Origin of the sequence: Rhizobium sp. MHM7A, from assembly GCF_005862215.1 — a bacterium.
Taxonomy (GTDB): domain Bacteria; phylum Pseudomonadota; class Alphaproteobacteria; order Rhizobiales; family Rhizobiaceae; genus Rhizobium; species Rhizobium bangladeshense.
In genome coordinates this window covers 25,961-41,412 of the sequence record NZ_VCHT01000011.1, presented here as the reverse complement: position 1 = coordinate 41,412, position 15,452 = coordinate 25,961, and the positions used below count along the sequence as shown (strand labels likewise).

Below are 15,452 nucleotides of genomic sequence, written 5' to 3'. Positions count from 1 at the left end.
ACAATAAATGACCCAATCGATCGCCATCGTGACGGGCGCTGCAGGCGACATCGGCGCGGCGATTGCCGCGCGGCTCGCCGATGATCATGATGTCGTTCTGCTTGCCGACATCGATGCGGCTGCCGCAGCCGCCGTGGCTTCGAAGCTCGGCCCGGCGGACCGTTTCGTGGCCTTCGGATGCGACGTGACCAGTGAGATGAGCATTGCCGAACTGGCAGAACGCGCTGCCGGCAGCGGCCTCGTTCGAACCCTCGTCAACAATGCCGGCGCCGCTCGCGCCACCAGCCTGCACGATACGACGCCCGAGATCTGGCGGGCCGACAATGCGCTCAATCTCGAGGCGGCATTCTTATGTTTTCGCGCCTTCGAACCGATGCTGAAGACGTCCAAGGGTTCCGTCGTCAACATCGCCTCGGTCAACGGCATGAATGTCTTTGGACATCCCGCCTATAGCGCCGCCAAGGCGGGCCTGCTGCATTTCACCCGATTGGTCGCCGTGGAATACGGCAAGTTCGGCATCCGCTCCAATGCGGTTGCGCCCGGCACGGTGAAGACGCAGGCCTGGGAGGCGCGCGCCGCGGCCAACCCCAATGTGTTCGAGGAAGCGCGCCGCTGGTATCCGCTGCAGCGCGTCGTCGATCCGCTGGATGTGGCCTATGCCGTGGCCTTCCTTGCCGGCCCTCTGGCAGCAGCCATCTCAGGCGTCTGCCTGCCCGTCGATTGTGGCCTGACGGCCGGCCAAGCCGAACTGGCCCGAACCTTCTCGCAATCGGAGCATTATTGACATTCAGGGCTCCGAGTTCCGAGCCGAGACGATAGCATGAGATGACCTCCGGGACTGCCCGACGCGGCCGCGCCTGCCGATTTCCCTGACGATTGATCGACCGCATGAGCCGCCTTTTTCCCGACGTCTTCCGCAATCCGGCGATCCGCGCCAGCATGATCGCCATTTTCACCTTCGGCATGGCGGGAGCAATGACCGCGCCCTATCGTTCGGTCGTCGGCATTCGCGAACTGGGGCTGAGCGATGGTCTCTACTCCACCCTCACCTTTGCATCGGCGGCGGTGAATGTCGTCGTCAGCGTCCTGCTCGGCAATCTCGCCGATCGGCTGGGCGAGTATCGTTCGGCGATGATCGGCGCCTGCGTCTTCGGCATCGTCGGTTACGGCATGGTCTACGCCTTTCCGGACGCCGCCGTCTTCGTCGTCAGCGCGCTGATCCCGCTGCCGATTTACGGCGCGTTGAATTCGCTGCTGTTCGCCAATGCGCGCGCGGCGATGCAGGGCATGAACCGAAGCGAGATGGTGACGGCCAATTCAGGCGTGCGGGCGATGATCTCGCTCTCCTGGGTGCTGATCCCAGGCGTTACCGGCCTTGTTCTCTCGGGTGCGTCGAGCATGCTGCCGGCCTATCTCTTTGCCGCCATCTCATGTCTGTTCTGCCAGGGGATCATCCTCTTCGCCCTGCCGAAACGGGCGGGAACGGAGTTGGCCGCAACCCACCATCTCACCTATCTCGGCGCGCTTCGCCAAGTGGTTTCGCCGCGGATTTCCGCGCATGTCTGTGGGGTGGCGCTCATCACCAGCACGCTGCATCTCAACGACGCCCTTCTGCCGCTGATCGCCACCGGCGCGGCGCATGGCGCGCTCAGCGATGTCGGCATTCTCGTCGGCATCGTCGCATTGTTGGAGATCGTCTTCATCATCGTCTGGTCGCGCATTGCCCGCAAGACCGGGCAGATGGCGGCGCTTGCCGCCGGCTCCATCGTCTATGCAGTGTTCCTCGGCCTTCTCGGCTTTGCCTCTGAACCATGGCACCTCTACGCTCTCACCTTGCTTGCCGGCATCGGCGCGGCGGCGATCATCAGCATTCCGATCACCTATCTACAGGATCTGATCGCGGATCGACCGGGGCTCGGCAGCGCGCTGATCTCCGTCAATATCTTTGCCAGTGCCGGGATCGGCGCATTGGTCTTTGCTGCCGGCACGGCGGTGGCGGGCTATTCCGGCACCGCCGTCTTCAGTGCCGTCACCGGCCTATCGGGGATAACGATGCTTGGCTTCTTGCGGAGGCGCAGCGTTCATCGAGCCAGCGCCATCGGCAAATAAGAGCAGCGAGGAATGTGTCTTTCATCAGTCTCCGTCTTGTGACAAGGGTGATGCTTCATTTCCTTCGAAGGTGACATGAAGGCGATTTCCGGCACGAATCTCGAGCAGGCCAAGTCTCACAACCGGCGCGTGGTGATCGAGGCTGTCCGCATCCACGGTCCGCTGTCACGGGCCGCGATCGCCCGGATGACGGCGCTGACGGCCCAGACCGTCTCGAACATCGTCGAGGAGCTGGAGCGATCGCATCTTCTCGTTGCGGCCGAGGCGCAGAAGCTGGCGCGAGGCCAGCCGATCATTCCCTACAGCATCAATCCGCACGGTGCCTATTCGATTGGCCTGGAACTTGGCCGCCGCCGCGCAAGCGGCGTGCTGACGGATCTCTCGGGCGCCGTCTGCGCGCGCATCGAGCACCAGGTCGAACACCCCGATCCGCAAAGGGCCATGTCTGCTCTCCAGGCAATCGTCGAGGAGCTTCAGCAGGCCTTCGCATTCGACCGAGATAGGCTGCTCGGTGTCGGCATCGCCCTGCCCGGCCGCTACGCCGATGGCGGCACCACGTCCCTCAGTCCGCAGAGCCTGCCGGGTTGGCAGGATTTTCCGGTCGCGCATGCACTGGAACAACGGGTTGGAGTGCCGGTCCTGGTCGAGAACGATGCGACGGCGGCCGCGATCGGCGAGCGTCTTCACGGCGTCGCCCGCGGCCTCGGCAGCTTCGTCTATCTGTTCCTGGCGGGCGCCGGCGGCATCGGCGCCGGAATGTTTCTCGACGGCCATCTCTACAAGGGCAGCCGCAACAATGCAGGCGAGATCGGGCATATAATCGTCGAGCCGCATGGCAGGCTCTGCAGCTGCGGCAAGCGCGGCTGCCTGGATCGTTATCTCTCGCCAAGCGTAGCTTACGAATGCATGGGCATTGCGAATGCGCGGGAGCTTTCGCCCGACGATCTCGATCCGCTGATCGCCGAAGGCAGCGAAGGCCTCGATGCCTGGCTGGATCAGGCCGTCGAGCCGTTGCGGCAGACCCTCGATTTTCTGGAGCTTGCCTTCGATCCGCAGACCATCGTACTCGGCGGCAGCGTATCGACATCGCTGATGCGCCGCCTTGCCGAGCGGCTCGAGCCGCTGCACGTGCCGATCGATCCCGACCGAAAGCGGACGATACCCCGGGTTATGATCGGCATGACCGGCAAGGATACGGCGATCCTTGGCGCTGCCGCCCTGCCGATCTTTTCCGAAACCAATCCGCGCTTCGACGTCCTGCAAAAGCCGGTCGGCTGACACTGTCACCCGCTTGCCGGCAGCCGCGCAGTCGATTGAATTGGGCGGCGGGCTAAAGGTCGCGCAAAGATGACCACGTTGCCGAGAAGCGTCAGCGCCAGGCCGATCAGGCCGAGACCACTCCAGTGGTAGCCCTCGAAGACTGTCGACAATGACAGGGCGACGATCGGGAACAGGACGGTGGCATAGGCAGCGCGTGAGGAGCCGATGCGCGACACCAGCATGAGGTAGGTGGTGAAGCCGATCACCGATCCGATGGCCGCGAGATAGAGGAGAGCGGCAAGATAGGTGATGTCAGGCGGGGCCACGATCGGCGTTTGGGTCACGGCGATCAGCAAGAGGAGGACGATCGCGCCATAGGTCATGCCCCAGCCATTGGCGGTAAGCGGTGAGATCCCGGCAGCGCTGTTTCGACGCGATGCCATGTTGCCGAGCGAGAAGAACAGCGTGCCAAGCGCCGCGAGCCCTATCCCTTTCAACGTGCCCATATTGAAATCGACGACAACCTCCTCTCCGAAAAGCAGGAGGAGGCCTGTTGCTCCGAGCGTCGCAGCCAGGAGCGTTCGGCCTGTAATGCGGTCGCCGAAGAAAAGTCGCGCATTGACGGCATTGTAGATCGTTGCCAGCGAAAAGATGACGGAGATCAGCCCGGAGGGAATGAAGCCAGCTGCATTGTAGAAACAGATGAAATTGAGGCTGAACAGGCAGAGCGCTTGCGCTAGGATAAAGGGCTGGTCCCGCAAGGCAGGGACATTGAGCCGCCGCATGAAAGCCAGGATGGCGACGAGGATCACTGCTGCGACCGCAAATCTGTAAAAGACCGAGACCAGCACCGGCACGGGACCGACCTGCATGGCAATGGCAATCCAGGTCGTGCCCCATATGAGCACGGTCGAGATGAAGAGAGCGGCATTGGCCATGGAGTGATCCTCGTTTTCTCGAGCGATAGGCCAACGGTGAGCCGGTCTCTTGCAGATTCTTGCTATGAAATGGATCTGCCCGGAGTTCCCACTCGCCACGTGGGTCGTCCACCGGTATTGTTCGCAAGGCTTCACACATGTGGGGAAGAAGAATTGGTGAAAGATAGCCGTCTCTCGGTTTTCGGGTTTTTGTCAGCATCTCCCTCTGCGCGCGTGTCGCAGTCCATCGATTTGGGGTTCGGGCGATCTGCGGCCCTCTGGAGCAATGGCAGCGACAGGATGAGCTATGAGCGGCCGGACGGACATACGTTCAGCCTTTATCTCAACGGTGGCGCCGGAACACGCCGTCTGGATGGCAGCCCCGCCGCGCGAGGCCGGCCTGGGGCCTTGTGCGTCATGCCACAGGGGCACTCGTCCGAATGGGAAATCACCGATCCCTTCGACTTCGTCCATCTCTACATTTCCGACGATCAGATGCGCCGGATGTTTGCTGAGACGTTCGACCGCGATGCCCGGCTTATGGCTCTTGCCGAAGCAACCTTCGCCGATGCACCCGTCTTGGCGCACACGCTTCGGCAGCTGACCGAAGCGATGTTGGCGGGTGATCATCTGCTGGCTGAAGAAGCGATGACGCAGACGATCAACAATTTCTTCGTTGATTCACGTTACGGAGGGATGCGCCCCTGTGCGATCAGCGGCGGGCTTGCTCCTCACGTGCGGCGCCGGATCCTGGAATATATCGAGGCCCATCTCGATGAGACGATCCGCTTGCAGGATCTGGCGGCAATCGGGCAGCTCAGCGCCTTTCATTTTCAGCGGATGTTCCGGGTAAGCTATGGTGTGTCCCCGCATGGCTGGGTGGCTCACCGGCGTGTCGAGCGCGCCAAATCGATGTTGCGCGGCACGGATCCAATCGCGCAGATCGCTTCGGCCTGCGGCTTCAGCAGCCAGAGCCACATGACACGGGCTTTCAAGTCGGGCACAGGCGTCACACCCTCTGCCTACCGGCAGCGACAGTGATGCGCGGCCTCCTATCGGAACCCGTCCTATTTTGGATCGCTGCGTTGCCCAATCCGGGCGCTACGACTCCTGCAGTCCGTAGAGCAGCGGCATCAACCCCGCGAGCGCCTTGAAACGTTCCCAGGACTTGGACGAGGGGTTCGTCCAGCCGGTTTCGGCGAGTGCGGAAAGGCGTGGGAAGACGAGACGGTCGAAGACGGCGCGATCCGTCATCGGTTCGGACCAGATGCAGGCCTGGATGCCGAGAAGCTGCTGTTTCTGGCTCGCTGTCCAGCCGCCGACCGGATCGAAATTGTAGAGCTTTTCCGCGGTTGAGTTTCCTGCCCAGCTGGCGCCGGGCTCATCCCAGTCCGTCCTCAGCGCCATGTCGAGATAATAGACCTGGCCGGGGCAGACCACCATCTGGTAGCCGCGTTCGGCGAGCTCGGCCGAAACTTCGACATTGCGCCAGCTGCAGAGATAGCTTTTCGACTTGTCGATGACGTCGCCATGAGCCGCCTCCTCCCAGCCGCCGGTGACGCAGCCCTTGCTCGCCAGGAAGCGCTGGACTCGCTCCAGGAATTCCGCCTGCAGGATGGCGGCGCCCGAGCCGTGAATGTCGTCGGCGCCATGGGTATTGGTGACGACGTTCAGCCGCTTGGCATGCGCATCGGCAACCTCGTCGCCGGCGATGGCGCGTAGGCGCGCCAGCGCTTCCGGCGAGCCGGACCATGCGCCGAGTGGAACCTCGTCGGCGCCGAGATGGATCGTCTTGAATGGAAAGAGTTCGATGAGTTCGGAAAGAATGGTCTCGACGATGTGATAGGTCTGCTCGCGCGCCGGATTAATGCAGTTGTCGGGAAAACCCTGAACCGAGTAATAGCTGCCTTTCTCAGCGGGATCGCGCACCTCCGGTATGGCCTGCTGCATGGCATAACAATGTCCGGGCATATCGATCTCCGGCACGATCTCGATGCCGAAGCTCTTTGCGAGGGCGACGATCTCGCGGATGACGGATTTGGTATAATAGCCGCCCGTTCGAGCCGGGCTTGAGCCCAGAAGCGGCGGCACGGCAAGACCGTGACCCCGCCAGGCGCCGATCTCGGTCAAGGCTGGGTAGGCATCGATCTCCACCCGCCAGGCCTCGTCGTCGGAAAGGTGCCAGTGGAAGCGGTTGAGCTTGTTCCAGGCAAGTACTGCCAACAGCTTCTTGACTTCGGCGGCGCCGTAGAACTGGCGTGCGACATCGAGATGCAGGCCGCGCCAGCCCATCGACGGTTCGTCGACGATCTCGCCGGATGCGGGAAATTGGAAGACACCGGGATGCAGCCTGGCGCCGCGCCAGATCTGGCCGAGTGTGACAAGGCCGTAGAGGAAGCCGGTCCGGCTGCTTGCCTCGATCGTGATCGCCTCGTCCTCGAAGCTCAGCCGATAGGCCTCCGCCCCGAAGGCGGCGGCGTCCTTCAGCCCCACACGAACCGCGCCCTCGGCCTCGGTTCGCACGATGCCTTCGACCGCGAAGAGATGGTCCACCAGCGCCGCGAAGCTTTTCGCAGCCGCCTCCCCTTCGGGGCTCTGCGCCTGCGGGGCAAAACCCGCCGGCAGCGGACGGCGCGAGGCGACCGCGACGCGGTTCGGCCAGGGAATGATCGACACCTGAACCGGCGCATTTGCGGGAACGGGATAGATCTCGGCACCGCGCTTCAGCGGCGCGTTGCTGACGGAGGACCGTGTCGGCTCAATCGGGAGGACGATCGTGCTGCCATCGGCGAGCGCGACATAACCGCTCGTTGCGCCGTCCGTCCAGTGGCGGAACGGCCAGCTCAGCGCATAGACCGATATGGTCCAGGTCTCGCCCGCGCCGAGCACAAAATTGGCCGGGGGCTGGAACTCCGTGAAATTCGAAAGTCGTTGGGAAACCGTGGCGCCTTCGACCCGCCCGGCGGGATCGACGCGGCCGGGGCCGCTGACGCAGAGAGAAAAATTCGAAAGCGGCTCTGCGCCGAGATTCTTGAGGCGCAGGACATAGGAAAACTCCTTGCCGTCGGCAGGCGGGTTCCAGAGCGTCTCGAGACGCAGGGCTTTCGATCGCGGTGTGGACATGGTCGCTGCTTCCTTTGCAGATCAGGTCTGGAACGGCAAAACGTCGGGTCGAAGGACTCAATCAAATTGATTTAATATCGTTAGCCAGTTACCCGCCGGGTCGTCAATCACCGATTCCGGCTTTGCCAGAGTCTCAAGCGCTTCTGATTGACTGGCGCCGGCGGCGTTCGAAAATGCCGCCTGTGGTTGATCGCGACCATGCTGAGGTTAGGCCACAAGGCGGATTCCGCCGAGTCCGACGCCCTTGGCCTCCCCCGCGGACGTCAATACTTGCCTACACGGCGGACAGTGCAATCGACGTCCTCAACGAATTCAAACTCAAGGTCGTCGCAGCGACTGAGAACGGTGTCGACAATGCCGTCCTAGCCGTTCGTGGCGGGTTGTCTGTCTTCCGATCGCCGGTAAGATTTCTCTCAATCTTTTTGCGTCATCCTCCGATTCGCTCCCAATCGATGAGATCCCGATGTCCCCGGACTTCACGCGCAGTTTGCAGGTGCCCCGACGCGAAGAGCTGGACCTCTTCACGATCAGCAACGGTTCCGGCCTGTCCATATCGGCCCTGCCAAACGGTACGCTGTTTGCCATTGAATATGTCGACGACAAGGGATCGGTGCAGATCAACCAGACCCAGGGTTCGCCGCTCATCGGCGGCATCGGCCGCCTCTATCTGCGTATTGGAGGCTCAAACCCCGGTGTCGTCGAGATCGTCGGACCTCATGCCGACGGCAGCTTCGGGTGGAATGCGACGAGCTTCTCCTGGAGCGGCAAGACAGGCGATATCGCTTATGACGTTCGTCTCGAGCTTCATCCCTCCGAAACGGCATGGTTCTGGCGTGGCTCGTTCCGGCATCTGAAGCGGGGAACGCTGCCGGTGGATCTGGTGCTCGTCCAGGACGTCGGTCTCGGCGATCGCGGGTTCCTGATGAACAGCGAAGCCTATGCTTCGCAATATATCGATCATCACATCGCCGACCATAAGGCATACGGTCCTGTCCTGATGAACCGGCAAAATCTCAAGCAGCCCGGCGCCCGCAATCCTTGGCTCGTCCAGGGCTGCCTCAATGGCGCGGTCGCCTATGCCACGGATGCGATCCAGCTGGTGCAGGCGAAGCACCGCCAGGGCGAGCTTCTGGTCGGCCCCTTCGGCACTAGCCTGCCGAGCGAACGGCGCCAGCAGGAGATGGCCTGTCCCGCCATTCAGTCGAAAACCTTCTCCGTGCCGGCAAGTGGCGCGACGGCGGGTTTCTTTGCCCTTTTCGCAGCCGACCATGCCGAGGCGTCAGGCGATGCTGACCTTTCGCGGCTCGACGGCATTGAGCCGTCCGGCAATACGGCGGCCGATACAGAGGCCCTGGCGCCAGTTCGAAGCCTGCTCCAGGGTGCCCCCCTGCTGGAGGCCCAGGCGCTGGACAAGAAGGCGATCGGCCAGCTCTATCCGGAGCGGAGCCTGGAAGAGCGCGCGCACCGAAAGCTTCTTTCGTTTTTCGTGCCGGACGGCGTTCTCAACCGCCACGTCGTCCTGCGCGACAAGGAGCTCGTCGTCGCGCGGCGTCATGGCGCTATCGTCAGAAGCGGTCAAAACATGCTGCTCGACGATACCACCCTTGCCGCCACCTGCTGGATGCAAGGGATTTTCGCCGCGCAGCTGACGATTGGCAATACGTCCTTCCACAAGCTCTTTTCCGTGTCCCGCGATCCCTACAATCTGACGCGTGCCAGCGGGCTGCGCATTCTGGCCGATCTGGGCGCGGGCTGGCAGCTTCTGGCGGTGCCGTCGGCTTTCGAGATGGGACTGAGCGACTGCCGCTGGATATACGAGTGCCCGGAGCGCAGGATCATCGTCACGGCAGTCGCTTCCGGCGAGGATGCGGCGATGCAATGGAGTGTGTCCGTGGAGGGCGAGCCGTGCCGCTTCCTGGTGTTTGGTCATGTCGTGCTCGGAGAGCGCGAATATGACGCCGGCGGGCAGATTGATTTCGATCCCGGCCGCAAACGCATCTCTTTCCGGCCGGACCCGGCCTGGCTCTGGGGCGAGCGTTACCCCGGTGCCGTTTACTGGCTGGTGAGTTCGACGCCTGACGCCATCGAGGAGATCGGCGGCGATGAGCTGCTTTATGCCGATGGCGTTGCGCGCAACGGCGCCTTCGTCGCGCTGAGGTCTCGACCGACGCAAGCGCTGCGCTTTGCCGTCGTCGGTTCGATGACGGATGCCGAAGAAGCCGAACGGCTGGCGCGCCGTTACGAGGGCGGCGTCACCGATGAGGCCATGCTTGCCCCTGCATCGGCATTCTGGCGCAACACCGTGCGAGGCATGAGGATCGACAGCCCTTCGGCCGATCTCGCTGCCCAGGCGACCCTCCTGCCCTGGCTTGCACATGACGCCATCGTGCATCTGAGCGTGCCGCACGGCCTGGAGCAATATACCGGCGCGGCCTGGGGTACGCGCGACGCCTGCCAGGGGCCGATCGAATTCCTGCTTGCCTACGAGCACGACCGCGAAGCCAGGGAGGTGGTGAAGACCGTCTTCAGCGAACAATATCTGGAACGAGGCGACTGGCCGCAATGGTTCATGCTGGAGCCCTATGCCAACATCCGGGCGGGCGACAGTCACGGCGACGTCATCGTCTGGCCGTTGAAAGCGCTCTGCGACTATATCGAAGCGACTGGCGATCTCGTCATTCTCGACCAGGAGGTCTCCTGGCGCGACGAAAAGACCATGCAGAAGACGCCCCATAGCGACAGCATCGCGATCCATGTCGAAAAATTGCTCGATACCGTCGGCGAACAGTTCATTCCGGGAACGCATCTGATCCGCTATGGCGAGGGAGACTGGAACGATTCGCTGCAGCCGGCCGATCCGCATCTGCGCGACTGGATGGTCAGCAGCTGGACCGTTGCCCTGCTCTATGAGCAGATCGTCCGTTATTCCGCGATCCTGCGCCGCATTGGCCACGACGACCGGGCTAAGGCGCTGAGGAAGATTGCAACGGCGATGCGCCGGGATTTCAACCGTCATCTCATGCGTGACGGCGTCGTCGCCGGCTATGGCATCTTTGATCCCGCCCATGACGGCGTCGAATTGCTGCTGCATCCGAGCGACACACGCACCGGGCTTTCCTTCTCGCTGATCTCGATGACGCAGGCCATGCTCGGCAAGCTGTTCACACCGGCGCAGAGGCGGGATCATATGCGGCTGATCGAAGAGCATCTGCTCTTCCCCGACGGCGTGCGGCTGATGGAAAAGCCGGCGACTTACTCCGGCGGGCTAGAAACATTGTTTCGCCGGGCCGAATCCTCGTCCTTCTTCGGCCGCGAGATCGGGTTGATGTATGTGCATGCGCATCTTCGCTATTGCGAGACGCTCGCGCTCGACGCTTCGGCGGAGGAGCTGTGGAAGGCGATCGCCGTCGTCAATCCGATCGCCGTCACGACGGCCTTGCCGCATGCTTCACTGCGCCAGCGCAATACCTATTTCAGCAGCAGCGACGCGGCTTTCCATGACCGTTATCAGGCGGCAGAGCAGTGGGCGCGCGCCAAGAACGGAAAGATCGCCGTCGACTGCGGATGGCGCATCTATTCGAGCGGACCTGGCCTCTACACGAGGAGTTTCGTCGAAAATATCCTCGGCTTCAAACGACGCTTCGGCCGGCGCAGCCGCAAGCCGCTTCTGCCAGCGGCGCACGCCGCCGTCGCTCTGCAGACGGATCACAGCGCCTGGCGGCGGCTGAGGAAGCCGAAGATGGGCGAACAGCGTTGAGAGAACCCTAAACAACGGCAAGAGAGAGCATCCTAGGTGGTCCCGTATTCCTCTCTGCAGGACGAGGGATCCCGCGCCGCTCCGAGCAACAGGGTTTCTTATGATAGGCAACTCCTCACAAAGCAAAATCCTGAAACACAGGGCACGATCCGATGCCGAAAAGGCGCGCATTTGTGCCGCTAACAATGCTGACCTGTATCAGGCGGTTTTCCGTGCCCACGGACTGCCTGATCAACGCACCAGCGCATTTTGGTCAAGCGACGCGATCGCACCACCATACTATTCCAACATGACGACACTCGACCCGGATGCAACGGACGAGCAGCTGGTTGAAATCGGTCGGCTGACAGATCGGGTGGGACGGCGCCCCGGTTTCAAGGACGGGTTTTCTAGGCTCGATCTCGTCGACAAAGGGTTCCAGTTGTTGTTTTCCGCATCATGGATTTGGGCTGAACCTCACAAAATTTCAGCGCGTGCGCCGCAGGAGTGGGTACGCATTCGCGATGGGGCGGCCCTGCAACGCTGGGAGCATTCGTGGAAAGAGTCGGGTAGCCCCACAGACGCCAACGTCTTCACACTGGCTCTGCTTTCCGATCCGGACATACATATCTATGGCCGATGGGCCGGCGACCGCTTTGACGCGGGCTGCATCGTAAATCGATCACCCGAGGCTGTCGGGATCTCCAACATCTTTAGCTTGGCTGGCACGCCGCAGGTCTTCCGGGATGCCATCTCGTTGGCCACTGCCGCCTTTTCACCCGATCTGCCACTTGTCGGATACGATCGTGATGAAGCCCTGGACGAAATGACAAAACTGGGTTTCAAGCCGGTCGGCCAATTGCGGATTTGGCTATCTGATGAGGGCGGCATGTAACGCCTTTCTTCATTTGCGTTGTTCAGCGGGAAATCACGCACTCAAGATGCGAACGTTTAGGACAGGCCGGTCGCGTCGCGCAGCTCTTCGAAGCGCGCCGTACTTTTCGACAGGTGAGTACGGATGGCACGCCGCGCTGCGGCTTCGTTTCCGTCGCGGATCGCGGTGAATATGGCATGGTGTTCCCTGCGCATGCGCGCGGCATGGCGCTTGCGCTCCGCAGCCGTCATCTTGTCCAGGCGCGCCCATTGCCGCGGTACCATGATGTTGCCGAACGTATCGAAGAGGCGGCCGTAGTAAGAATTCTGCGTCGCGACCAGGATCGACCGGTGGAAGGCGTAATCCTCCTGTGCGCCGTATCCGCCCTTTTCGAGCGCCCTATCGAGAGCGTCGAGCCGATCCTGCATGCGGTCGATATCTTCCTGGGTGCGCCGCATTGCGGCAAGTCCGGCCGCCTCATATTCGACCCCCATGCGCAGTTCCAGCACCCGAAGGACCTCGTCGATCGACTTCAGGTCATTCGGAATAATGGAGAAGGATCTCGGTGTCGGATCGTCCGTGACAAAAGCCCCGAGACCCTGGTGCGTGGTGATCAGCCCTTTGGCGCGCAGCGTGGCGAGCGCTTCGCGCACGATCGTGCGGCTGACGCCTGTCGCTGCCATGATCGCCTGTTCGGTTGGCAGGCGCTGGCCTGGCTTGAGGTCACCGGACTCGATCTGCGCCATCAGCGTATCGGCAAGGCCGCTGCGCAGGTTCGCCGGCTGGCGAACGGTGGTGAAGAGCGCGTCGTCCTTGTCCGTCATTCCTTGTCAAATCCCGCCTGTCGGTGCGGCTGGGCCGGCCACGACCCTTTGCTAGCGCATGCCGGCTGGAAAGGCAAAATGACCTCGGTCACGACAGCGGCGAACGCTGGCGAGGCGATCACCGCGCCAGCCAGCCGCCGTCGACGGGCAGCACCGTTCCATGCACATAATCGGATGCAGGCGATGCCAGGAACACGGCAGCACCTCCAAGTTCGGACGGCGTTCCCCAGCGCCCGGCCGGAATGCGGGCCAGGATGGCTGCATTGCGATCGGGATCCTCACGCAGCGCCGTCGTGTTGTTGGTAACGAAATAGCCTGGCGCGATGGCGTTGACGTTGACACCCTTGCCGGCCCATTCGCAGGCGAGCAGCTTTGTCAGTCCGGCAAGGCCGCTTTTCGAGGCGGTATAGGACGGAATGCGGATGCCGCCCTGGAAGGAGAGAAGCGAGGCAATGTTGATGATCTTGCCCCTGCCCTGCTCGACCATGTGGCGGCCGGCCGCCTGCGACAGGAAGAAGGCCGTCTTGAGGTTGACGTCGATAACGGCGTCCCAGTCTTCCTCGGTGAAGTCGAGCGCATCGGCACGGCGAATAATGCCGGCATTATTGACGAGAATATCGAGGCCCCCGAAGGTCTGGATGGTCTCGGCGACGATCCGCTTGACCGGCTCGATGGTGCCGAGATCGGCCTTGATGACATGGAAGCGACTTCCCGCCTGCTGCACCAGCGCCTCGGTTTCATCCATCGAGGAGCGCCCGACCGCGACGATCGAGGCGCCGGCCTCGGCCAAGGCTGCCGCGATGGCCTGGCCGATCCCGGTATTGGCACCGGTGATGACGGCAGTCCTGCCGGAGAGATCGAAGGGATTTGCCACGATGCTCACCTCAGATCCGCAATGGCGATATGATCCATATCGGTGAAGCTCTTGTTGTCGCCGGCCATCGCCCAGATGAAACTGTAATTCTTGGTGCCGGCGCCCGAATGGATCGACCAGGGCGGCGAGATGACCGCCTGTTCATTGGCGACGAGCATATGCCGGGTCTGTTGCGGCTCGCCCATGAAATGGAAGACCCGCTGGTCGGCTTCGAGATCGAAATAAAGATAGGCTTCCATGCGCCGGTCATGCGTATGGGCCGGCATTGTGTTCCAGACGCTGCCCGGCTCGATCATAGTGAAGCCCAGGGTGAGCTGACAGGACTGGCAGACCTCCGGGTGAATGAACTGGTAGATCGACCGCTTGTTGGCCGTGGCGGCTTCGCCCGGCGTCAGGTGACGCGCCTTTTCGCGGGTGAGTAGCACGGTCGGCTGCGCTTGGTGCGCCGGCGTCGAGACCAGATAGAACTTCGCCGGATTCGCAGCATCTGCGCTCTCGAAGCGGATATCCTTGACGCCCTTGCCGGCGTAGAGGCAATCATACTTGGCAAGGTCGTAGCTCGTGCCGTCGACGATGATGCGGCCGGCGCCGCCGATGTTCAGGGCCCCGAGTTCACGCTCGGCGAGAAAGGTTTCCTGGCCGATCGCCGTCGGCGCCGTCAGGGTCAGCGCGTCGGCAAGGGGCGTGGCGCCGCCGATGACCATCCGGTCGTAATGGGAATATGTCAGCCTGATCTCACCGCCTGCAAAAACCGTCTCCACCAGAAAGTGACGCCGCAGCGTTTCGGTGTCGTATCCGCGTACGGCCTCGGGATGGGAGGCGTGCCTCACGTCGATCTGCATGTCAATTTTCCTTCAGCTTCATTGTCGTCAGGCGTTATGGCTATTTGCGGAAAGCTGGTCATGTCCGGCATCGTCCGCTGCGGTCGTATCCGTCTGGTTACATAGTTGTACGACAAGTTCGGTGTCAACCGCTTTGTCCGTGCCTGCATGAGGGAGCTGAGGCCGCAAGAGAATGAAAGCAAGTTTGAAGAATAAGCGGGAGAAAATTGTCCGGGATCGTGACGAGGTCGTGGCGCAGGCGGCCGTCCCGGCGGGTGCGGCTCCGATGCGCGAAAACGAAAAAGCCTGCCGCGGGAGGAGGTGCGGCAGGCTTTCCGAAAAAAACCGAACGACAGCTGGGAGGAGGAGTGCCGTCGTTCCCGCAGACGTCCCTGGGAGGAGGATGGGCCGTCTGCATATCGAAGGGATGCGGGAGGAGATGCATCGCTTCGATGAATATAATCATACTTATTTGCTGCTCAGATGATAGGCATTTCTTTGCAGGGCAGCTATGCGTTATGCGAAGGGCTCATAACTGGCGGGGCAACAAAAGCAAAGCGCCCGCTCGGTCGAAGCAGGCGCTGGGCAAGTGTCGAAGGCGGTAGTTTATCAGGCCGTTAGCGGGCGATGGCCGCGCGGGCGACGTTGCGGATTTCGCCGCGGCTGATGCCGAGGTCGTCCAGTTCGCGCGTGGACATACGGCCCAGTTCAGCGACCGTCTGACGGTACTTGCGCCAATTGTTGAAAGAGCGTGCTACGTTCATGATGATCCCCTTTCCGTGGGCTTTCGAAGCCTAGCTGCCAGTCCGTGGCGCTTCGTTCGCTTCGTTGAGCTGTATATAATATGAGACCCTCGATTGTTGCAGCGCCAATGCATCACTGCACCTATGCGGCTCTTGCATGGGTCGCCATAA

12 protein-coding genes are annotated in these 15,452 nt (G+C 62.0%); 6 read left to right on the top strand and 6 right to left on the bottom strand.

Going from position 1 to position 15,452, the window contains the following annotated elements; translation table 11 throughout:
- Positions 1-7 precede the first annotated feature (7 nt).
- The 3 genes from FFR93_RS28365 (at position 8) to FFR93_RS28355 (ending at position 3,387) form a co-directional block, all read left to right on the top strand.
- Positions 8-784, top strand: a complete 777-nt coding sequence (locus tag FFR93_RS28365) for an SDR family oxidoreductase (protein ID WP_138395596.1) — start codon at positions 8-10, stop codon at positions 782-784.
- Positions 785-888: 104 nt separating this feature from the next.
- A complete protein-coding gene (locus FFR93_RS28360) occupies positions 889-2,109 on the top strand; it encodes an MFS transporter (RefSeq protein WP_138395595.1) in 1,221 nt (406 codons plus the stop codon).
- 75 nt (positions 2,110-2,184) lie between these two features.
- Positions 2,185-3,387, top strand: coding sequence for an ROK family transcriptional regulator (locus tag FFR93_RS28355; protein WP_138395594.1), 1,203 nt, complete (start codon positions 2,185-2,187; stop codon positions 3,385-3,387).
- A gap of 5 nt (positions 3,388-3,392) precedes the next feature.
- Here FFR93_RS28355 and FFR93_RS28350 read toward each other — a convergent pair whose 3' ends face one another.
- Positions 3,393-4,307 carry a DMT family transporter gene (locus tag FFR93_RS28350; protein WP_138395593.1) on the bottom strand — a complete coding sequence of 305 codons (915 nt, stop codon included), beginning with the start codon at positions 4,305-4,307 and terminating at the stop codon, positions 3,393-3,395.
- Between the two features lie 279 nt (positions 4,308-4,586).
- Between FFR93_RS28350 and FFR93_RS28345 the strand changes: the two genes are divergently transcribed.
- Positions 4,587-5,327: an AraC family transcriptional regulator gene (locus FFR93_RS28345; protein WP_138395592.1), complete on the top strand. Its 741-nt coding sequence runs from the start codon at positions 4,587-4,589 to the stop codon at positions 5,325-5,327.
- 60 nt (positions 5,328-5,387) lie between these two features.
- On the opposite strand, the gene FFR93_RS28340 is transcribed toward FFR93_RS28345, so the two are convergent.
- Positions 5,388-7,409, bottom strand: a complete 2,022-nt coding sequence (locus tag FFR93_RS28340) for a beta-N-acetylhexosaminidase (RefSeq protein WP_138395591.1) — start codon at positions 7,407-7,409, stop codon at positions 5,388-5,390.
- 463 nt (positions 7,410-7,872) lie between these two features.
- Here FFR93_RS28340 and FFR93_RS28335 point away from each other — a divergent pair, with 463 nt between their 5' ends.
- Both FFR93_RS28335 and FFR93_RS28330 read left to right on the top strand, forming a co-directional pair.
- A complete protein-coding gene (locus tag FFR93_RS28335) occupies positions 7,873-11,166 on the top strand; it encodes a cellobiose phosphorylase (protein WP_138395590.1) in 3,294 nt (1,097 codons plus the stop codon).
- A 100-nt stretch (positions 11,167-11,266) separates the two neighbouring features.
- Positions 11,267-12,040 (top strand): hypothetical protein, encoded by a 774-nt coding sequence (locus tag FFR93_RS28330; protein ID WP_138395589.1) that lies wholly within the window; start codon positions 11,267-11,269, stop codon positions 12,038-12,040.
- A gap of 56 nt (positions 12,041-12,096) precedes the next feature.
- Here FFR93_RS28330 and FFR93_RS28325 read toward each other — a convergent pair whose 3' ends face one another.
- The 4 genes from FFR93_RS28325 to FFR93_RS28310 form a co-directional block, all read right to left on the bottom strand.
- Positions 12,097-12,843, bottom strand: coding sequence for a FadR/GntR family transcriptional regulator (locus FFR93_RS28325; protein ID WP_138395588.1), 747 nt, complete (start codon positions 12,841-12,843; stop codon positions 12,097-12,099).
- 118 nt (positions 12,844-12,961) lie between these two features.
- A complete protein-coding gene (gene kduD, locus FFR93_RS28320; protein ID WP_280950663.1) occupies positions 12,962-13,726 on the bottom strand; it encodes a 2-dehydro-3-deoxy-D-gluconate 5-dehydrogenase KduD in 765 nt (254 codons plus the stop codon).
- Entirely contained in the window at positions 13,723-14,559 is an 837-nt protein-coding gene (gene kduI, locus FFR93_RS28315; protein WP_064707434.1) for a 5-dehydro-4-deoxy-D-glucuronate isomerase, read from the bottom strand. Before kduI ends, kduD begins: the two co-directional genes overlap by 4 nt.
- A 596-nt stretch (positions 14,560-15,155) precedes the next feature.
- On the bottom strand, positions 15,156-15,302 hold the full coding sequence (locus FFR93_RS28310; protein WP_064707432.1) for a DUF1127 domain-containing protein: 147 nt from the start codon (positions 15,300-15,302) through the stop codon (positions 15,156-15,158).
- Between the last annotated feature and the right edge of the window lie 150 nt (positions 15,303-15,452).